This window comes from Flavobacterium sp. HSC-32F16 (genome assembly GCF_024171645.1).
Taxonomy (GTDB): Bacteria; Bacteroidota; Bacteroidia; order Flavobacteriales; family Flavobacteriaceae; genus Flavobacterium.
This window is the reverse complement of record NZ_JALKAC010000014.1, coordinates 16929-37144: the sequence shown is the minus strand read 5'-3', so window position 1 is coordinate 37144 and position 20216 is coordinate 16929. Positions and strand designations below refer to the sequence as shown.

General features: G+C 34.1%; 19 protein-coding genes. 7 read left to right on the top strand and 12 right to left on the bottom strand.

Annotated elements, in window-relative coordinates; genetic code table 11:
- The 6 genes from L1276_RS25190 to gldB form a co-directional block, all read right to left on the bottom strand.
- Positions 1 to 752 (bottom strand): DUF2931 family protein (locus L1276_RS25190; RefSeq protein ID WP_253792638.1); only part of this gene is annotated, 752 nt, incomplete at its 3' end.
- Between the two features lie 58 nt (positions 753 to 810).
- Positions 811 to 2478, bottom strand: a complete 1668-nt coding sequence (locus tag L1276_RS25185; RefSeq protein WP_253792637.1) for a phospholipase effector Tle1 domain-containing protein — start codon at positions 2476 to 2478, stop codon at positions 811 to 813.
- A gap of 2 nt (positions 2479 to 2480) precedes the next feature.
- The gene (locus L1276_RS25180) at positions 2481 to 4334 is read right to left on the bottom strand and encodes a phage baseplate assembly protein V (protein ID WP_253792636.1); all 1854 of its coding nucleotides are present in this window, start codon (positions 4332 to 4334) and stop codon (positions 2481 to 2483) included.
- Positions 4335 to 4355: 21 nt separating this feature from the next.
- Positions 4356 to 4748 carry a type VI secretion system tube protein TssD gene (gene tssD, locus L1276_RS25175; protein ID WP_253792635.1) on the bottom strand — a complete coding sequence of 131 codons (393 nt, stop codon included), beginning with the start codon at positions 4746 to 4748 and terminating at the stop codon, positions 4356 to 4358.
- A 365-nt stretch (positions 4749 to 5113) separates the two neighbouring features.
- On the bottom strand, positions 5114 to 5449 hold the full coding sequence (gldC, locus tag L1276_RS25170; RefSeq protein WP_253792634.1) for a gliding motility protein GldC: 336 nt from the start codon (positions 5447 to 5449) through the stop codon (positions 5114 to 5116).
- Positions 5449 to 6405 carry a gliding motility lipoprotein GldB gene (gene gldB, locus L1276_RS25165; RefSeq protein WP_253792633.1) on the bottom strand — a complete coding sequence of 319 codons (957 nt, stop codon included), beginning with the start codon at positions 6403 to 6405 and terminating at the stop codon, positions 5449 to 5451. The genes gldC and gldB overlap by 1 nt, the downstream gene beginning before the upstream one ends.
- Before the next feature lie 110 nt (positions 6406 to 6515).
- Between gldB and nadE the strand changes: the two genes are divergently transcribed.
- Positions 6516 to 7322, top strand: a complete 807-nt coding sequence (gene nadE, locus L1276_RS25160) for an NAD(+) synthase (protein ID WP_253792632.1) — start codon at positions 6516 to 6518, stop codon at positions 7320 to 7322.
- A gap of 92 nt (positions 7323 to 7414) precedes the next feature.
- A complete protein-coding gene (locus L1276_RS25155) occupies positions 7415 to 8044 on the top strand; it encodes a response regulator transcription factor (RefSeq protein WP_253792631.1) in 630 nt (209 codons plus the stop codon).
- 85 nt (positions 8045 to 8129) lie between these two features.
- Here the strand turns inward: L1276_RS25155 and dnaG are convergent, their stop codons facing one another.
- From dnaG to L1276_RS25130, 5 genes are all read right to left on the bottom strand, one after another.
- Positions 8130 to 10202, bottom strand: a complete 2073-nt coding sequence (gene dnaG / locus L1276_RS25150; protein WP_253792630.1) for a DNA primase — start codon at positions 10200 to 10202, stop codon at positions 8130 to 8132.
- Positions 10203 to 10332: 130 nt separating this feature from the next.
- Positions 10333 to 11385 (bottom strand): hypothetical protein, encoded by a 1053-nt coding sequence (locus tag L1276_RS25145; RefSeq protein ID WP_253792629.1) that lies wholly within the window; start codon positions 11383 to 11385, stop codon positions 10333 to 10335.
- Between the two features lie 176 nt (positions 11386 to 11561).
- On the bottom strand, positions 11562 to 12275 hold the full coding sequence (locus L1276_RS25140; RefSeq protein WP_253792628.1) for a hypothetical protein: 714 nt from the start codon (positions 12273 to 12275) through the stop codon (positions 11562 to 11564).
- Positions 12262 to 12822 carry an RNA polymerase sigma factor gene (locus L1276_RS25135; protein ID WP_253792627.1) on the bottom strand — a complete coding sequence of 187 codons (561 nt, stop codon included), beginning with the start codon at positions 12820 to 12822 and terminating at the stop codon, positions 12262 to 12264. The genes L1276_RS25140 and L1276_RS25135 overlap by 14 nt, the downstream gene beginning before the upstream one ends.
- A 199-nt stretch (positions 12823 to 13021) precedes the next feature.
- A complete protein-coding gene (locus tag L1276_RS25130) occupies positions 13022 to 13999 on the bottom strand; it encodes a polyprenyl synthetase family protein (protein ID WP_253792626.1) in 978 nt (325 codons plus the stop codon).
- A 160-nt stretch (positions 14000 to 14159) separates the two neighbouring features.
- On the opposite strand from L1276_RS25130, the gene L1276_RS25125 reads away from it, so the two are divergent.
- Complete coding sequence (locus tag L1276_RS25125; RefSeq protein ID WP_253792625.1) at positions 14160 to 15020, top strand: hypothetical protein; 861 nt, start codon at positions 14160 to 14162, stop codon at positions 15018 to 15020.
- A 172-nt stretch (positions 15021 to 15192) separates the two neighbouring features.
- On the opposite strand, the gene rlmN is transcribed toward L1276_RS25125, so the two are convergent.
- On the bottom strand, positions 15193 to 16245 hold the full coding sequence (gene rlmN, locus L1276_RS25120) for a 23S rRNA (adenine(2503)-C(2))-methyltransferase RlmN (RefSeq protein ID WP_253792624.1): 1053 nt from the start codon (positions 16243 to 16245) through the stop codon (positions 15193 to 15195).
- 428 nt (positions 16246 to 16673) lie between these two features.
- Between rlmN and L1276_RS25115 the strand changes: the two genes are divergently transcribed.
- The 4 genes from L1276_RS25115 (at position 16674) to L1276_RS25100 (ending at position 20105) form a co-directional block, all read left to right on the top strand.
- Positions 16674 to 17237, top strand: coding sequence for a YceI family protein (locus tag L1276_RS25115; RefSeq protein WP_253792623.1), 564 nt, complete (start codon positions 16674 to 16676; stop codon positions 17235 to 17237).
- A gap of 279 nt (positions 17238 to 17516) precedes the next feature.
- Positions 17517 to 18086, top strand: a complete 570-nt coding sequence (locus tag L1276_RS25110; protein ID WP_253792622.1) for a YceI family protein — start codon at positions 17517 to 17519, stop codon at positions 18084 to 18086.
- 5 nt (positions 18087 to 18091) lie between these two features.
- Positions 18092 to 19543 carry a hypothetical protein gene (locus L1276_RS25105; protein WP_253792621.1) on the top strand — a complete coding sequence of 484 codons (1452 nt, stop codon included), beginning with the start codon at positions 18092 to 18094 and terminating at the stop codon, positions 19541 to 19543.
- A gap of 10 nt (positions 19544 to 19553) precedes the next feature.
- The gene (locus L1276_RS25100; RefSeq protein ID WP_253792620.1) at positions 19554 to 20105 is read left to right on the top strand and encodes a hypothetical protein; all 552 of its coding nucleotides are present in this window, start codon (positions 19554 to 19556) and stop codon (positions 20103 to 20105) included.
- The last annotated feature ends 111 nt before the right edge of the window (positions 20106 to 20216 follow it).

Here is a 20216-nt window from a genome sequence, read left to right as displayed (position 1 = left end):
AGCCACGGGCGCAGCATTTGGTCTTTTTCGGCATTATAATATTCTGTATCAACTTCAAAGATTTTAAATTGCGGGTTCTCAGATATAAAAACGGGTCTCCAGTTATAACGAATGCGATAAGTATCCCACAACTCACAATTGGCATCTGGTACAAAAAAGTCTTTTGCCAGATCATCAAAACGTTTCGGAGAAAAACGCCAAATTTTTAAATACTTATTTTTGGCATCTTGCAGTTCCTCTTTATTTGTAATTATTTCGGCTTGATACCGTCCAATTTCAATTACTGTTAAACCGTAATTGGCCCAGATTACCACCATGCCTTTTGGGGCAAAGCCAAAAATAAGACTTGTAAAAGCATCGTAAGATCTGTATGAAGCCTCTGTATCCTGAATGTAACTTAAATCTGTATCGCCTTCGTAAACATATTCTTTAACAGTTTTTCCTTTAATTTCTTTAAAAGCATAGTTTCGTTTTACAAGATCTTTCATTTTCTCTACAGGAAGTTGTATTTTTAACCTGTAAAAAGTGTTATCGTAACCAGCATAATAAGTAATATCTGCGCCAATGGGTGTGCCATGCTGTTCTGTCCACATTTTTCCGGAATCTCCCCAATTACCCGAAGATCCTCCATAAGGAAGCCCAGCTTGTAGGCCTTCCAGAGTAAAAATGTTGTCTTTTACTATATCTATTCTATATTTATTTTCAGGATGGCACATTTCTGCATGCCATTCAGGTGTTTTTTCTTTTATCATTTGACAGCTTGTTATTTGTATAGAGGCTAAAAAGCAGATTAAAAGTTTTATAGTTTTTTTATCCATTGTGTATTTCTCTTTTGCGGTATTTTTCGTGTAATGCCCCTTCTTTTGCAGGTGCCTGGCTTTCGCGCCCGCCAAGCCCAATTTCATTGGCTTTTACAGACCAGTGCAGGTATTCGTTTCTTAATTTATGAAGGCTTTCTAGATCAAGGTAATCCCAGTAAGATAGTTTTTTTAATTTCCATAGGTAATCATGATCTATAGACTGTTTGTCTATCAGATTTTCTTTGTACATTTCTATATAACTATTACGCAGGTCATTGCAGGCATTTACATAGCGGTTTAAATTATTGCTGATCATTTTCATGAAATTATCTCCAATCTCATGTTTTTTTTCTGCATTTGAATCATATTTAACATCTCTGTCCTTAGAGAAATGGAACATTAAGTTCAGCGGGATTTGATCAAAAGTGTTGTATAATTTTCTTGTTCCTATTACGGCATAATATGTTTCTAAGTCCTCGACAGAGCCTTTTTTTGTTTTTTGGGGTTCATAATCTGATTTATGAAATGAACCTGCCTGAATTTGGTTTTTAAGGTACCAGCCTTCATTAGTTACAATTTTTTTTAATTTTTGTACTTCTTCATCAGAATGATGAATCATTTTATTGTATATACTTTCTCTTTTATGATACAAGACCGAGGTTTCTACAGCTCCGTTTATATAAGATCCCCCAATGTCTGAGTGCACACCCGGCAGTGTCAGTTCAAGACCGTGCAGTCCGGCACTTTTGATGTTGGTGAGATCAAAATTTTCACGATATTCATCGTCTGATGATAACTGAACAACAAAATTTGCCCGCCTGCCTACATCTAAATGTAAATCTTCGACATCGTTGCCATGATAAAATCCGTGAGAAGCGACTGTATCATACAGGCCGACAAAATTAAACTGGATTTCTTGTATAGTAAGTTCTCCATCTAACAAACAGGCCGCAAAATAACCATGTTTGCCAAGTAGAGGATTGTCTGTTATGGTTAGTATTGCTTTTTTATCTTCCATGCCTTCATAATAACCCGGTGCAACAACCTGTACCTTATTATTGGGCAGTATACTGTATATGAGTGCTGGAGTATTGGCTACATACAAAAAATGCCTAGCTGCGGCGGCACCCCGGCTAAAACCGTATACATTGATTTTTAAGATAGCAATGTTCTTATTTTTATATTTTTTCAGTTCAACAGGTGCTTTTACACAGGCTTTTACCACCTTTGCTGCAATACCTCTATACCCCATACCAGTTGCTACGTCAGGAAAAACATCGTCTTTTTCAAGATCCTCAGTACCAATACCTTCAATATATAATGCTTTTTGAAAAATTTCGTTAGGATCTACAGCATCGTAACCTCGGGCTATGTTGGTAAAATCGTTGGTATAGCTGTCGTTTTCTTTGTTGGAGTTTTTATGGTTTGTTCCTGCTTCTGTATTGGTTTTATTATTTTGTGTTCCGTCAAAAAAGATATTCAAGCTTACCTCAATGGCATCATTAAATGAATCTTCCGGGTGCAGCGGTTCATAATCGTGATAAGTTGTGCCTTCTTTTCCATATTGGATATTATGCTGGGCCGCAGCTATAGTAAGATTTCCTTCGGTGGCATGAATTTCAATATTACCTGATGCTGTTTCTGTTAATGTTCCTTCAATAATACTTATTATACTCATGATTATGCGTTTATAGAGTCTTCACCACTGTGATTGTTTACATTTTTGGCGCCTAACATTGTAATATCTGCCTCGGTGCTGTTTATCAATATGTTTTTAGCACGTTTTTGAATGTCTTTACTTTCAGTCTTTTTATTTCCTTTTATCCACTCACTTAAGCTTCCTGTAACTGTAAGAAAGAAATCAATTCCAATAGAAAGAAATTTCGAACCTGTAATTTTCTCTGTATAATCTCCTCCAATTGTATCGGTTTTATGCAGACCAATATTGACATCCATATTCTGTCCTGCGTTTATGCGTATATTTTCTCCTGCATTAATGGTAAAATTCTTAGGAGCGTCGACAGTTGTATTTCCGTTTCCATCCATAAAATACTTATTGCCGCTTGGATCTTCTATAGAAACACTGCCATCAGCATCATTCATAATACTGGTAATTCCAGAACGGGTTTTCATGACCTTTAAATCATTATTTGGTGTGCTGAAACCGCTTTTTTCTTTTCTGCTGGTTATGGTTCCTATTGCAATAGGCAGTTCGGCATTATTGCCCTGAAAATCTACAAAAACAGTATCGCCAATTTCCGGCAATACATGGTTTCCTCTGGCATCACCTCCGTATTTCTGCATGAAGGGAATATAAGGAGTGGTTTCGCCTTTGTCTTCCTGCCACGGCATCTGCACCTGTATACCGCTGAGTCCGTCCGGGTCTGCATTGGCCGTTACAATGGCGGTCTGGCTTCTGCAGAACGGCACTAAATCAGGATCGGTTTGGGGAGAAAACACAGAACCGTTAAAGTTTACGGCTGTAAAATAGTTTTCATAACCGCCTCCGTCGTCGCAAATGTGGGTTATCTGCGTTACACGGTATGAGCTTTCCAGCTGTACGTCGACACCTACTATCCTGACTTCGTTTCCTATCGTAATTCCCGGAACTTCGCTTGAGGCTTTTACTTCTGTTAAACGGCTTAGAATTTCGCGCATTTTGTTTTTGGCATATTCTTCTGAGGATCGTCGTGCATATCCTCCAACAGGATTCTGGTTGAGCTGCATTATGGTTTCTTTATTAAAGAACTCATTGGATTTATTTAAAAAGTTCTGCTGAAAACCGTCGGCTTCCCTTCTGTATTTTAAGGTTTCATCGGTTCTATAACTACCGTCGCGGTTGTCATTTTCTATTACTTTGAACATTGCTGGCAGGAGTTTAATGGTATAATCAAAATCCTGCATGTTCACCCCGTAAACTAATTGCGGCTGTCCGCCCACACCGCCGGGACTTCCAAAAACAGTTGTGCGTCCGTTATAGTACAGCCAGTGTCCGTTTCTTTTTGCCAGACGGTTTAGAAAAGAGAAATTACTTTCGTTATACTGCACCGTATAAGGCAGGTTTTCTAAGTAAAAAGGTCTTACATCCATATCAATATCACAGCCTGATTTTACTTTGGTTACAATATCGCTCAGGGTCATATTGGTAAAAGAATTGCATTCAGGACCGTTTTCCAGTGCTATCGTGGAGCTTTTTCCTTTTATTACGATAATTTCTTCTATATCTTTTACATTGGATTTCTGCAGTTTTACTTTGGTTACAACACCATAGAACTGCATGGTATAATGTTTAAGGTCTGCGCCAATGATGAGATCTTCCAGACCGTCTATAGGTTTTATTTCGATGCTGATTTTCTCCCCGTACAGTTTTTGAGAAAAAGGCATCACACTTTTAAACTCGTCAACTAATAAATCCTGTCGTACTTCAAATGAAAAAGTATGATGATCGTGGATGGTTTGAAAAATTTTTAATTTATTGAAATTGGTAATTCTGATTTCGCCTACTTTAATGGTGGTTATGGTTTGTAATGCCATGGTGATTGTTTGTTAAGATGTCTATGAATTTTTCCAGTTATTTTCAAAAAGTGTATTTCCTATTTTTACTTCATTTGAAGAAATTAGAATTTCGGTAACCATAGGAACTGATCCTTCACTTCTGAAACTTTTATGCAGCGATATGCAATAAGCTTTTTTAAAGGTTACATTTTTCATAGTACTCATAGCATCTCTGCGATAGAAAATAATTTTTCCATCTTTTACACTAGTCTGCGAAACCATCCAGTCCGAAAACAAATCGGTTTGGGTGCTTTCTATAACAAGTTTTATCTGTCCGCCTTTTGCTTTATTGGCTGGTTTTCCGTTAGTATCAACATTTTGAATAAACTGAACATCAAATTCTAGGACATTAAAAATTTCGTTGTCTAATTCTAATTTGGCTAAAAAACTCATTTTTATATTATTTTTTATTAATTACTGGTATATAGGCTTTTATTTGATGATACTTATGGGGTTATTTTTTTTGAAACACAATATTTAATTTCAATTGTTATACGATAACGATTAAATAAATGTATTGGAATTACAATTCCAAGATGTACCCCTAAACGGCATAAAACTATCAGAATAAGACATTTTTCAGTCCTTATAAAAAGCGTTTTTAATGACTTAAAAACTTTTTCAGCATTACTGAACAGCATAAAAAAACGCCTTAAAACTTAAGTCTTACGGCGTTTTTTTAAAATTATATATTCAAAAAAAATCCCAAACTCCAATTTTAATTTGGAGTTTGGGATTTTAAAATATTGGAATTTCTATTACTTAGTCAGTTCCAGTTTTTCTGCAAAGTAGTCGCAGAAATCTTTCATTGTATCCGACATTTTTTCGTCATCGGTTGCACGTTTAAAAGTATCGGCCATTGCTACTAATGTCTGGTGGAAGAAAATTTTCATTTCGTCTACCGGCATATCTTTTGTCCATAAATCAATACGCATAGTTTCCTGCGCCTTACTATCCCAAATAGACAGCATTATAGCTTTTGCTTCCTCAGCCTGAACGCCTCCGTCTTGTGCGCTCCATGTTAATTTTTCCGGAACGCGGTTTTCGTCTAATTCGACGTTGAATTTAATTTCTGATTTTATTGTATTTGACATTATTTCTTAGGTTTATATTTTGACTTTTCGAAAATTTCTTTTGCATTTACTTTTAATAATTCCGACAGTGAAACGTTGTTGTTTTTCATATACGAACGAACAATCTGCCATCCAATCCAGGCGCCTACTCTTCCCGGCGAATCGTTATCTATTTCAAGATAGAATTTAGAAAACGGACCCGGAGCTATAAAACGTGTCGTTAATTTAGGGTCTAAACCGTACAACATTTCTTTTTCAAGAAAGTATCGCCACATATAGGCTTCATTTTCTTCGCACCACTTTATTTGTTCAGGTGTATATCCAATTTTTTCAGCATCTGTATATTTAGGCAGAAGCAGGTCTTTTGCATACAATTGTTTTCCTTCAAAAATCATTTGAGATACTAAATTTTTATCCGGATAAGCCGGAATGTTTCGGTAGGTAAAACTCGAAACTACATCGGGCATAATTTGTTTTTCTTCAAAATTGTATTTTAAATACGCTGGAAATTCATAGAACTTATGATCTTTTCCTAAATACAATTCTAAGGCAACAATTACAAGACTGTCTGCATAAATTGCTTTTGCATTATAATCCATTTCACCAATTACGGTAATAACTTTTGGTGTTTTTGTTTTAGGAAAATAATATTTTACATGTTTAAAAAGCTCGTTAAACTCTTCACGAACGGGCTCAAAATTGCCGTATTTTTTCTGTACTTCCGCATAAACCTCTCTCCAGATTGGTTCCTGCATTTTTTGAAGCCATACATTATCATCATTTCCTTCAGGAAAAAAGAACGGATATTGTTTTTTTACTTTAGCCAGATCTTCTGGTTTGGTTTCAAAAAATACCTTATCAAAACGTTCTACTTTAATATCAACCGGGATTTCTTCAACCTCTTTTTCAACCTTTGTTTTTTGGTCACAAGACAAAAAAAACAAGCACAGAACCACTACAAAGCGATAAATTTTCATTTTATTTTAATTAGATTTGTGTTGCTGGAATTAAAGTACATATATATGTAGTATATGCGCTTTAATAATTCTGCAAATATACATCCCTGTATCTTAAATCTTGAACTATTATGGCTAAAAAAAGCACAATTCAAACAGAAAAAGTAAATACACATATTGTTGAATGGTTAAAAAATTATGCTGCTAACGCAAAAGTGAATGGTTTTGTCATTGGAATTTCGGGCGGAGTCGACTCTGCGGTCACTTCTACCCTGTGCGCACAGACTGGTTTACAGGTTTTATGCGTCGAAATGCCAATTCATCAAGCTGAAAGTCAGGTTTCTAGAGGAAGAGAACATATTGAACAATTAAAAAAGCGTTTTCCAAATGTTTCGAGTGTAGAAACGGATCTAACTTCAACTTTTGAAGCATTTAAGAGCACTATGCCAACCTCAAAAGATTCAACAAAAGTTAATTTATCATTAGCCAACACCCGAGCTCGTATAAGAATGACTTCTTTGTATTATTTAGCAGGAATAAACGGGCTATTAGTAGCAGGAACAGGCAATAAGGTCGAAGATTTTGGTGTAGGATTTTATACAAAATACGGAGATGGCGGTGTCGATTTGAGTCCGATTGCTGATTTGATGAAATCTGATGTTTTTGCTTTAGGAGAGTTTTTAGAGGTTCCAGATTCAATTTTAACAGCAGCTCCAACCGATGGACTTTTTGGCGACAACAGGACAGATGAGGATCAATTGGGCGCAAGTTACGACGAGCTGGAATGGGCAATGATCGCCTCAGAGTCAGGAAATACGGCGGATGACTTTACTGGGCGAGAAAAATCTGTCTTTGAAATTTATAAAAGATTAAACACCAGCAACAAGCACAAAATGGATCCAATTCCAGTTTGTTTAATCCCAAAAACGTTAAAATAAATATTTTAACATTTGTCTGCAATTAATTACAGAATTTATTTATTAATTTTACAGTTCCAAAAACATGATAACAATTCTAAAAAGGTAAAATTATGATTAAAGTATGTCTTGCAGACAATCATCCTGTGACTCACTTTGGCGTTAAGTCTTATTTTAAAGACCACGATCAAATTTCAATTGTTGCCAACGTAGGCAATTTTTCAATGGTTAGAGATATTCTTCAAACGAAGGAAATCGACATTCTGATCTTAGATTTAGAATTAGAAGGTCTTTCAAGTATCTTCGAAGTTAAGTCTATTCTGAAAAATTTCCCAAAAACAAAAATTGTAATTTTCAGTGACTTAGCTGAGCAAATGTACGCTCCAAATGCTATCAAAGCAGGAGTAGCCGGGTATGTACACAAAACAGAAAAACTTGAAACTTTAGGTCTTTCTATTATTAAAGTACACGAAGGAAAAATTATCATCAACGAAACTGTGCGCAAAAACATGGCTCTTATTGCTAAACAAAGCAAAAGCGAACGTTTGTACAGAAAACTTTCTAACCGTGAAATCGAGGTTTTACGTTACTTAAGTGATGGTAAGAAAAACAATGAGATTTCTAAAATCTTAAGTCTGAACGAAAAAACGATCAGTACTTACAAACTAAGATTATTAACGAAACTAAATGTTACTAATTTAGTTGACTTAGTAAACAAAGCTAAGACTTTAGAAATTATTTAATTTGGTGGTATCCTGATTTGCTTCGGTAAATCATCAACCATAAAAAAAGCTCTATATTGTTAATCACTATAGAGCTTTTTGATTTTTATCCTCCGTGGTATAAAACTACCACTCTTCCTAGTTTTTTTGAGAAATTATTGAGCAGTTTAGAATAATCTATAACCATTGACAACAATTCTGAATTATCATCCTGCGGGTCAGAAACCAGCGTATTTTTTAATTCATCAATAATTTTTGAAACCAGAAACCAGCGCATTGAAAATATACTTTCTGAAACGTTTTGTTCAATTGTTTCACTTTTATGTTTCGGAAAAATATTCTGTCCTTCCCAGTTGTGAATGGTTACTTTTTCATCTTCCATTAAAATATTCGTCACTTCCTGAGCAAAATCAGGATGAAGATGCATCAAATATTTATCTAAACTAAAAGTTTCATTTTGATTATAAAAATCAATTAATCCGGAAAATATATTTTGGAACAAAGTATTTGAAAGTTCTATCTCGTCTTCCTGCAGACTTAAATAAATTTTTTCATACACTTTATATCTTCGTTTTTCACTTACTTCTTTTACATTTCCTTCTTCATCCGCTTTTAGAAAAACGTCTTCAAAATCTTCTTCTACACTTCCGTAAAGCAATAATATTTCTATAATTTTTCTTTCGAAACCATATAAAATATCTACTTTTTCTGTCTGTTGTGCCGGATATCCATAGTCTCCCGGATAATCATCGGGCGGACCTGTTCTTGGATCTTCGGGATCTCCTCCAGAAGAGTACCCGCCATTTTTTGGATTTTGGTTTCGAACAACTTCAAAAGGTTTTTGTTCCTGCTTTTGCTTTTTATTAACGTCTGCAAGATCTTTTTGAATTAACTGGGCCAGTGTACTTACCAAAACCTGCTCCGAAATATCCATAATTCGGGCACATTCCTGAATGTATACTTCACGCTGAATACGATCTGGTATTTTAGAAATACTGCTGACCATATCCCTGATTAAATCGGCTTTTTTAATAGGATCGTTTTTAGCCTCGCCCATCAGGATCGAAGCTTTAAACTGTATAAAATCTTTACTGTTATTTTCTAAATAAGCAACTAAATCGTCGTGTGAGTTTTTGCGGGCAAAACTATCCGGATCTTCTCCATCTGGAAAGGAACAGACTCTTACATTCATCCCTTCTTCCAAAATCAAATCGATCCCTCGTATCGCCGCGCGCAAACCTGCCGCATCACCATCAAAAAGAACAGTGATATTTCTAGTCAAACGATTAATTAACCTAATTTGATCCGGAGTTAAAGCTGTTCCTGACGAAGCTACGACATTTTCTATTCCAGCCTGATTAAACTGAATTACATCGGTATATCCTTCCACCAGATAACAGTTGTTTTGTTTGGCAATGGATTGTTTCGCCTGATAAATTCCATAAAGTACTTTACTTTTATGGTAAATATCACTTTCCGGTGAATTCAGGTATTTTGCCGCTTTTTTATCGTTGGTTAAAATACGTCCTCCAAAACCCAGAACTCGTCCTGACATACTTTGTATCGGGAACATAACACGACCCTTAAAACGATCAAACGGACGGTCTTCTCTTGGAATGGTTAAACCTGTACTTTCCAAAAATTCTAATTTATATCCTTTTCCTAGTGCTTCTTTCGTGAAAGCATCCCAGGTTTCAGGAGAATATCCTAAACTGAATTTTTTGATGGTTTCATTGGTAAAACCTCTTTCTTTAAAGTAAGACAAACCAATTGCTTTTCCTTCTTCTGAATTTAAAAGTATATCCTGAAAATATTTCGACGCAAATTCAGAAACCAGGTACATACTTTCACGTACATCGGTTATGGCTCTTTCTTCATCTGTCTGTTCCGTTTCTTCGATTTCGATATTGTATTTTTTGGCTAAATATCGAATAGCTTCCGGATAGGTAAATTGTGAATGCTCCATCAGGAATTTAACCGAGTTGCCGCCTTTTCCTGTACTAAAATCTTTCCAGATTTGTTTTACCGGCGAAACCATAAACGAAGGCGAACGCTCGTCTGAAAACGGACTTAATCCTTTAAAGTTACTTCCTGCACGCTTTAAATTGACAAAATCACCAATAACCTCCTCAACGCGAGCAGTTTCAAAAACAGTATCTATTGTATTTTGTGAAATCAAAACGTAAATTATTTTTTAAAAATGAGAGCCTGTAAAAGTACACAAATCCAAGCTTAATTTTGATAAATTAAACTAAAAAAAGCGCCTCTTTCAAAGCGCTTTTTCTACTAACTAAACTTAAACTTCACTCTTAATTTAAATCAAGACGCAAACCTAAAGAAATGTTGTTTTCTTTTGTTAGATTATCTTGAAATATAGGATTCAAATCGTATTTACAATACAAACTCAACGCTCTATAACCTACATAAGAACTTAATCCGTAAATAAAATTATTTACATTATAATCTCCTTTGATCGTTGTTTTATATTTTAAATCTTCTTCTTCAAATTTTAAAATTTGTTTTGATTTTAAGTTGATTCCGGCATAACCTCCAATTCCAAAACGAAAACTTCTGTGAGTTTTAAAATATTTAGTTCCGTTATTATCGCCTGCTTTGGTAAAATCAAATTCTAAATGTACGGGAGCAGCTACATACACATTTCTAAAACGGGATTCTGTTAAATGCACCGGATTTACTTCAAGATTCGTCTGATCGCCGTTTACCACGAAACTTCTGTTATCTGTCGGGCGGATATTATTATACATTAATGAAAGTCCGTATTTTGCGTGAAGCAGATTATCATTTTTCATTAATCTTGAGTTATAAGTAAAACCCCATTCGTAAAAATGCGACCCCATAAAACGGTAATTTGAATCCTGTAATTTTCCGTCGGCCATTGTATTATTCAGTCCCATTGCAAATACAAATTGTGATGTTGTTCTTTTTTCGCCGCGAATAGAATCTTTTCTTTTTTTATCATCACTCCATTCTTTATTATTCCAATAAACAATCAAAGCGTGTTTTTTTAGCGAATCTCCTTCTTTTATTTTTCCATCGACTTTTTGCTGAACCAAATCATTCAGTTCGTTTTGTACCAAAGTCACTTTTTCTTCAATAATTACAGCTCTCGCTTCTGCTAATTCTTTTTTGCGTTTATCAGCTTGTTCCTGCGTAATTTTTCCTTCTGATAATTGAACATTTACCGCTTCAATTTCTTCTTTTAGAGCTGCTTTTTCTTCTTTAGTAATCTTTTCAATTTTATTGGCAATTTTCTTTGCTCTGGATTCAAAAGTTTCCTGTCCCAGAACTTTGCTTACAAATAAGAAAACCAGGATAACGAGATAGATGGTAAAATTTTTCATGATTGATTTTTTTTTAAATGATTGTGATTGATGATGATTTTTTTTAATTATTAATTCTGAATTGTAAATGGTAAATTCTTTATTTCATCGGTTTAATCCCGACCCTAGATATATGAACAGTTCCTTTGGAACTGAAAATCTATATTCTAATTTCTTTCTTCTATAATCTTAATTCTCTACTCCTGCTTATTTCTATTAGCCAAAGCCCCTTTTACAGTTTGGTAGTTTTTATTGACTTTTGTAATTACTTTTTCTCTAAACGAAAGTTCCAGTTCGCCGTCGACCTGATTTAGTAAATCAGAAGCATTGATTTTTACTTTTGATTTTTTTACTGAACTTTCTGCTAAAACAGTTTTTTCTGCTGTTTCTAATAATTGGTCAACATTCTCTTTTTTAGGATTTTCGACAATAACGATTTGATTACTATTGGATTGTTTTTCTTGATTGTTGATGATTGAAGACTCCGCTATTTGAATAGGTTCATTTTTAAGGTTTTGATTTGGTGTTTGATTAAAGTTCTTTTCTTGTTTATTTAATGTGTTTTTTGAAGTTTCTGATGAAGCTTTTTCGGCAATTATATCTTCAGTTTCAACTGAATCAACTTTATTTAAAATTGGTTTTACTACAGAATCTTTTCTGGTATTTTCTTCAATTACAACACTTTTAGGTGTTTCTATCACATTTTTCTTTTGATTGAAAAAGAAAGATCCAACTAATAAAAAACCGACAATACTTGCTGCGATATACAGCCGCTTTCTTTTTTTCTTTGGTTTCTTTTCTTCTGAAACACTTAGCATCGCATCTAATCGATCCCAGGCTTTATCGCTTGGTTCAATTTTTCGCTCATTTAGCTTTTCACGGAAATCCTTTTCAAAATTATTCGGTTCCATTATCTTGTTTTTTTAAAATAGTAATTTGTGTTTGCAGCATTTTCCTGGCGTGCGATAATTGCGATTTCGATGTTCCTTCATTAATTCCTAACATCTTGGCAATTTCATTGTGTTTATAACCTTCAATTGCGTATAAATTGAAAACCATTTTATAGCCATCCGGCAGAGCATCAATTAAAAACTGAATTTGTTCTACTGTAAACTGACTGTCGATTTCATTAAAACTTTCTTCGACAAAAAATTCATCTTCGGTAAATTTTACTTTTTTCTGAACTCTTAAATACGAAATACATTCGTTAACCATAATTCGGCGAATCCAGCCTTCAAAGCTTCCTTTATGTTCAAAGTTTTTCAAATTCGTAAACACTTTCATGAAAGCTGTAATCATTACATCTTCTGCCAGTTGAATGTCTTTTATATATTGTCGACAAACACTTAACATTTTTGAAGAAAACTTGCTATAAATCTGCTGCTGCGCCTGACGATTATTTTCGACAGCCAGCTTTATGATTTTGGTTTCTTCTTGATGTAAATGAATAATTTTCATTTATAAGCTTTTGGTTTTTGGTTTTAGAAACAGACTTCTATTAGCATAGACGATTGTCGATTTAAAATGGTTGCATGAGGGTGAAAAAAAATTAAACTTTAAAATGCTAAACATCAAACACACAGAAATACACAACTGATTCACAACAAAGTAACCCAATTATATAATTAAGAAATTTTCTGATTATCTAATTAAGAAATTATTTTTTTCTCTCAATAACGTAGTTAACCATTAAGGTAAGCGCCGCTTTGAATTCAGAATCCGGGTAATTGTCTAAAAGGGAAAGTGCTTCCTGCTGGAACTGCACCATTTTGTTTTCGGCGTAAGCCAAACCATTATTGTTTTTTACAAAGGCAATAACTTCTTTTACGCGTTTTTTGTCTTTGTTGTGGTTTTTGATGGAGTTTATCAGCCACTTTTTTTCCTGCGGAGTACAAGTATTTAAAACATGAATTAAAGGCAGAGTCATTTTTTGCTCCTTAATATCGATTCCGGTTGGTTTACCAATGGCTTCTTCGCTGTAATCGAACAAGTCATCTTTAATTTGAAATGCCATTCCGATCAATTCACCAAATTTTCGCATATTCTCCACCTGAACATCATCTTCAATTACAGATTTTGCCCCAAGTGCACAGCAAGCAGCAATAAGAGTAGCGGTCTTTTTTCGGATGATTTCGTAATACACATCTTCAGTAATGTCGAGTCTTCTGGCTTTTTCAATTTGAAGTAATTCACCTTCGCTCATTTCGCGAACGGCTACAGAAATGATTCGAAGTAAATCAAAATCGCCGTTATCAATAGAAAGCAGTAATCCTTTTGAAAGTAAATAATCCCCAACTAATACAGCTATTTTGTTTTTCCAAAGTGCGTTTATAGAAAAGAATCCGCGACGGCGATTACTATCATCTACCACATCGTCATGAACCAAAGTTGCAGTATGAATTAATTCAATAACCGAAGCACCACGATAGGTTCTTTCGTTTACTGTACCGCCAGAAACCATTTTTGCAGTAAGAAATACAAACATCGGACGCATTTGTTTTCCTTTTCTATTTACAATATAATACGTAATTCTGTTCAGTAATGCCACCTTTGAAGTCATCGATTCATGAAACTTTTTTTCAAAAAGTTCCATCTCGGCAATAATGGGCTGTTTTATTTGTGAAGTAATATTCATTTCGATTCCAAATATACTATTTTAAATAAAAAAACGTTGTCTATTTTATGTTAGTATATCAACAATTTCAACACTAATTTAAAAAACAATCCAAAAACACCTCAATCTAATACTAATTTGAATTCATTAATTAAAAGTAAAACCAAAAAAACTATTTATTATGAAAACAAAATTTTTATTAATTGGAACCTGTATCGCTTTCTCTTTATTTACAAGTTGTAATTCTGATGAAAACACAAACGACGGAACGAGTAAAGTAATTACAAACGACGAGATTATTGCAAATGCCAAAATTGATGCTTCAATAGACGATGTTACCAATATTGCCGAAGATCAATTTAGTTCTCAGCTTAATATTAATAACAAACCCGGCGGCAGCATTAAAAACTTTTTACCTAGCTGTGCTGTTATTACAACAGTTTTAACGAATAATACTTTTACAAAAACAGTAGATTTTGGCGTTGACGGCTGTACGCTTGACAACGGAAATACGGTAAAAGGGAAAATGGTTGTTTCGTTTTCTAATGATTTTTCGGCCTCTACACAAACCATCAGTTATACTTTTGAAGGTTTTTATCATAATGGTAAAAAACTACAGGGAAGCAAAAGCATTGTTCGAACTGTAAAATCAACTGATTTATTGGCAGAAGCGCATCCGGTTTCTACCGCAGCAATAGATTTAACGATTACTTTTGATGACGGAAGTGTGTACAGCAGAAAAGGTTCTCTTGTAAAAGAAATGACTGCAGGTTATAACACTTGGTTTAATTGGGAAGATAATGTGTTTGTAGTTACCGGAAGCGGCACGACTACTTTACCAAACGGAGATACTTATTCGGCAGAGATTACAACGCCTTTGGAATTTAAAGCTTCATGCCGAAAATCATTTGCTGTAAAAGGAGTTGTTTCTGTAACCAAAAACGGAGCCTCGGCAACTATTGATTATGGCAATGGAGATTGCGACACGCTGGCTTCTGTAACAAAAGACGGCGTAACAGAAGAAATCGATTTGAAAAAATAATTCCCTTTTTGCCCAGAAAAAAAGCATTAAAAACAAGATTCACCCTCGTTCTTAATGCTTTTTTAAATTTTTATATCACAATTTCTACCGATATTCAACTCCTATCAGAGTATCTTGCATAGATTAAATATTGCCCGGGATATGCGCTTAATTACATTTTGTTCCTGAGGAACTATACCGCATCCGCTTCTTTATTGGCTAATTGCCCGCAGGCGGCGTCGATATCTTTTCCGCGGCTGCGTCGAACTTTTACTACCACTCCAATATTTTCTAAAGCTTTTATATAAGCTAAAATAGATTCTTCGGATGCTTGCTGGAATTCTCCGTCATCAATTGGATTGTATTCAATTAAATTTACTTTACACGGCACATATTTACAGAATTTCACCAAGGCATCAATCGAAGCTTTATCGTCATTAATTCCTTTCCAGACTACATATTCGTAAGAAATTTTACTTTTGGTTTTTCTGTACCAATATTCTAATGCTTCCCGCAAATCTTTCAAAGGAAAGTTTTTGCTGAAAGGCATAATCTTCGCACGGGTTTCATCAATCGCTGAATGAAGGGAAACTGCGAGTTTGAATTTTACATCGTCATCGGCCATTTTCTTAATCATCTTTGGGATTCCTGATGTTGAAAGCATAATACGTTTTGGCGACATTCCTAAACCTTCCGGAGATGTAATCATATCTATCGCTTTAATGACATTATTATAATTCATTAAAGGTTCGCCCATTCCCATAAAAACAATATTGGAAAGCGGATGATTATGATACAAACGGCTTTCTTTATCTATTGCCATAATCTGATCGTAGATTTCTCCCGGCTCCAGATTTCGCATACGCTTTAATCTTGCTGTTGCGCAAAAATTACAATCTAAACTACAGCCAACCTGACTCGAAACACAAGCTGTTGTTCTGGTTTCAGTAGGAATTAAAACTGATTCTACTACTAACCCATCGTGCAGGCGGACAGCATTTTTTACTGTTCCGTCATTACTGCGCTGCATGGTATCTACCTTAATATGATTGATAACAAAATTTTCTTCGAGCATAGAACGTGTTGTTTTGGCAACATTCGTCATATCCTCAAAACTATGCGCTCCTTTGCTCCATAACCATTCATAAACCTGATTGCCGCGAAATGCTTTGTCGTTATTAGCAACAAAAAAATCACGCAGCTGCTCTTTTGATAAGGCTCTTATATCTTTTTTCTCAATTTGCATGCTGCAAAGTTAATCACTTTTGTCATTTTTTTTGATTTTTAGATGCATTCTTGGCTAAAACCAAAAAATCTGAAAAAAAAACACCTCTATTTAAACATCATATTGAGATATACAGCTTGTAAATGAACTTTTCTTTATTCTTCAGAAAAATAAGAGTTTGATTTCATGAAGACTCACTTTACCTCAAAAAACAAACATAACAACCAAATAAGCAAACAGTTAGAATAGCATTTTTTCTTCTTTTCGGCTTCAATTGTACTACAATCTGTCATCGTATCCTTTACTATAAGAATTTAATAAAACTTTAGCCATGATTTTTATCATTTCATTTCCTCTGTGTGCGCAATAAATTTGATCCAAGAAATAAGGTTAGTTCACAACCACTTTAAGAACTCTCCTAATTAAAATTAACCTATACATTATTCACAATGAAAACAATTACAACATTCCTAGCAACAATTATTTTCACAACCTTATCATTACAAGTAAACGCACAAAGAACTTATACTGTAGTTGACACTAAATCAACTTTTGAAGTTGCCGGAACTTCTACCGTGCACGACTGGGTGATGAGATCTACAGAAGGAACTGGTATTGCCAACCTAACAGTTAAAGATTCTAAAGTAGCAGGCATAAACAGCTTAACTATTAAATTATTAGCCGAAAGCTTAAAAAGTTACAAATCAAGCATGGATCAGGTTGCTTATGAAGCTTTAGATACCGAAACTCATAAGAATATTGAATACGTTTTAAAATCTGCTGTAAAAGTAGATGACACAACCTGGAATCTAACCGGAGTTTATACTATTGCGGGTGTAAGCAAAGAATATCAAACTCAGGTAAAAATAACATCTGTAAACGGAGCTTTTATTTTGCAGGGGTCAAACCAAATCACTTTTGGCGATTTTGAAATGACACCTCCTAAAGCGGCTCTTGGAGTTGTGAAAGCCGGGAAAGATTTAACGGTGATTTTCAACATCACTTTAAGCTAATCAAAAAATAACCTTCATTATTAAATTTTTTACCGAAGTCTAAAAACCAACAATTTCACAAAAATCAATGTTCTTTTTTTCATTGTTGATCGATTTGCCCTAAAAAGAAAACGTTGTAGTTATTAAATACCTTTTTAATAAAATTTTAACAATGACTTTTATCATGTATTTCACTGAATTATAGGCAGATCTTTGATACAAGTTAAAACAACATTCTTAGTACTAAACAGAATCTGGCCTACTTATTAACTTATTTTTTATAATATAAACATGACAAAAATGAAAACCCGTAACCTAAAATTAATTGCATTTGTAATTGCGCTTTTTGGAATTACTTCATTTGCTTCAGCACAAAAATCATACACTTTAGATGCTAAATCTACATTCTCTGTCGCAGGAACGTCGACACTTCATGACTGGGAAATGAAATCAGCTTCCGGAACCGGAACAGCAAATTTAACAATAGCCAATTCAAAGCTTACTGAAATCGAATCTCTGTCTATTACACTTTTAGCTGAAAGCGTAAAAAGCGAGAAAAAAAGCATGGATAAAGTAGCATATGAGACTTTAAAAACAGATAAAAACAAAAACATTAAATATGTTTTAAAATCTGCCGAAAAAGTAAACGAAACGACTTGGGAACTAACCGGAACTTATACGATTGCCGGAGTTAGTAAAGTCTATAAAACTACTGCTAAAACAACTGTTACAAAAGATGGATTAAATCTTCAGGGGTCAAACAAAATCACTTTTGCTGATTTTGGAATGAAATCTCCAACTGCAATGCTTGGAACCATTAAAACCGGACAAGATTTAACCATAAAATTTAATTTAAACTTTAATTTATAACCGCCATGAAGAAGATTTATATCCTATTTATTACCCTTATCAGCACATTTGCTGTTAATGCACAAGTTAGTTTTGGAAATATGCAAAACCAAATCTCTAGAGGAAAAGACGGTATCAACGTTTTCGACGTACAAAAAGACGATAGAGAATTTAAAGGCCTTAGTATTGACCTTGGCGGTGCTTTTAACATGGATTTCCAAGCAACAAATTCATTCAACAATCAACCTGCTGGTTCTACCACTACAACTAATACAGCTGCCGGAACTACTGTTAGAACAATTACCGGATATCGTTTAATGAATACTGAAAACAATTTTACTCTTCCTGGAGCTGATATGTATATTGGTGCTCAATTGTTTGACGGAGTAAGAGTAAATCTAGACGTTTATTTAGCTTCAAGACACCACAATGATTCTTATGTAAAAGGCGGGTACTTACAAATTGACAAGTTAGACTTCATCAAAAAAGACTTCTTGGCTGATGTAATGAAATATGCGACAATTAAAATTGGACAAATGGAGAACAATTTTGGTGATGCTCATTTCAGAGGTTCTGATAATGGTAATACAATTAGAAATGCATTTGTTGGAAACAACATTATGTATTCTTTCACTACAGAAATGGGTATGGAGGTTTACTATAACAGAAGTGGTCTGGTAAGCATGTTAGGTATTACAAATGGTAATTTAAACCAAAGTAATGAACAAGTTTTTTATACTACTGGTCCAAACACAAACACAACACATAGTCCTTCAATCTTAGCTAAATTGGGTTATGATAAACAGCTTAATGAAGATTTAAGAGTAAGAGTAACTGGCTCTTATTACCATAATGCAAATCTTGGTAATGCAAATATATATTCTGCTAATAGATCTGGATTTGGTTATTGGGGTATACTGAATAATAACGCTTACAAAAATACCATTACCAAAACCGATGCTGATGGTACTGTTATTTCTACAAATACTACTGATGTTGCTACTAGTTTCAGTAAAACATCTACTCCAGAGGCTACGTTCAATCCTAATTTCAAAAATTGGGCTACTACATACATGATTAACCCTTTTGTAAAATACAAAGGACTTGAATTCTTCGGAACAATCGAATTAGCTTCAGGAGGAGATAAAGCTGGTACTGATGACAAACGTACTGCTAATCAATATGCTTCAGAACTTATTTACAGATTTGGAGGAACTGAACAATTCTATATCGGAGGAAAATACAATACAGTATCTGGAAAATTATCTAATGCCGATGCTAAAAAGGTTACCGTAGATAAATTTGAAGCAAGCGCTGGCTGGTTTATGACTAAAAACATTTTAGCTAAATTAAACTACGTTAATCAAAAATATAAAGATTATTCACAATTTGTAGGAGATCCTGCTACTGGAAATCCAAACAACTTTTATGGCGGTAAATTTGAAGGTTTAGTATTCGAAGCAACAATTGCGTTCTAATATAAAAAAAATGAAAACGAGATTTCAAATATTAATAATGGGTTTAGCAATGTTCTTTTTAACAGGAAGTGCTAAACCCACTTTTTTTACAGAAGATACAGCCGTGGTAATAAACAAAATAAAGATAGAAATTACCGGAGTATCAACTGTTGGCAAATATAATTGCTCTAACACCTTTCCCATAAAAGATACGGTTTATGTAAATTCAGTTAAAAAAAACATTTTTAATACTGAAATCAAAATGACAAACTTTGATTGCGGCAATAAAATAATGACCAAAGATTTACAGGGAACTGTAAAAGTGAAACAATTTCCAAACAGCACGGTTTCGATTACAGATATTAAACCAAACGGGAAAAATTACAAATGCCGATTAAACTTTTACATCACCGATAAAACTTTAAAATACAAAGATTTTATTTTATACAATACTGATGATAAAATTCAGGGAACACTTAGTTTAAAGTTTTCTGACATTGAACTAGAACCGCCCGTAAAAATGGCCGGTTTGATAAAAGTAAAAGATGATATCGTTATAAACTTCAGTCTTTACAAAAATTAAAAATTCATCTTTACTAATTAAGTTTTTTTCAACTCAAAAAAAAGCAGCACAACTTTTCAAAACTAAAAAGTTTGGCACAAGAATTGTCTTGCACTCAAAAGAAAAATAATC

Coding starts and splice junctions, on each gene's coding strand:
- L1276_RS25180 (WP_253792636.1), bottom strand. CDS start 4,334: ATGGCATTACAAACCATAACCACCATTAAAGTAGGCGAAATCAGAATT.
- tssD (WP_253792635.1), bottom strand. CDS start 4,748: ATGAGTTTTTTAGCCAAATTAGAATTAGACAACGAAATTTTTAATGTC.
- nadE (WP_253792632.1), top strand. CDS start 6,516: ATGGCTAAAAAAAGCACAATTCAAACAGAAAAAGTAAATACACATATT.
- L1276_RS25135 (WP_253792627.1), bottom strand. CDS start 12,822: ATGAAAATTATTCATTTACATCAAGAAGAAACCAAAATCATAAAGCTG.
- L1276_RS25125 (WP_253792625.1), top strand. CDS start 14,160: ATGAAAACAAAATTTTTATTAATTGGAACCTGTATCGCTTTCTCTTTA.
- L1276_RS25105 (WP_253792621.1), top strand. CDS start 18,092: ATGAAGAAGATTTATATCCTATTTATTACCCTTATCAGCACATTTGCT.
- L1276_RS25140 (WP_253792628.1), bottom strand. CDS start 12,275: ATGGAACCGAATAATTTTGAAAAGGATTTCCGTGAAAAGCTAAATGAG.
- L1276_RS25130 (WP_253792626.1), bottom strand. CDS start 13,999: ATGAATATTACTTCACAAATAAAACAGCCCATTATTGCCGAGATGGAA.
- L1276_RS25115 (WP_253792623.1), top strand. CDS start 16,674: ATGAAAACAATTACAACATTCCTAGCAACAATTATTTTCACAACCTTA.
- L1276_RS25185 (WP_253792637.1), bottom strand. CDS start 2,478: ATGAGTATAATAAGTATTATTGAAGGAACATTAACAGAAACAGCATCA.
- rlmN (WP_253792624.1), bottom strand. CDS start 16,245: ATGCAAATTGAGAAAAAAGATATAAGAGCCTTATCAAAAGAGCAGCTG.
- L1276_RS25155 (WP_253792631.1), top strand. CDS start 7,415: ATGATTAAAGTATGTCTTGCAGACAATCATCCTGTGACTCACTTTGGC.
- gldC (WP_253792634.1), bottom strand. CDS start 5,449: ATGTCAAATACAATAAAATCAGAAATTAAATTCAACGTCGAATTAGAC.
- gldB (WP_253792633.1), bottom strand. CDS start 6,405: ATGAAAATTTATCGCTTTGTAGTGGTTCTGTGCTTGTTTTTTTTGTCT.
- L1276_RS25110 (WP_253792622.1), top strand. CDS start 17,517: ATGAAAACCCGTAACCTAAAATTAATTGCATTTGTAATTGCGCTTTTT.
- L1276_RS25145 (WP_253792629.1), bottom strand. CDS start 11,385: ATGAAAAATTTTACCATCTATCTCGTTATCCTGGTTTTCTTATTTGTA.
- L1276_RS25100 (WP_253792620.1), top strand. CDS start 19,554: ATGAAAACGAGATTTCAAATATTAATAATGGGTTTAGCAATGTTCTTT.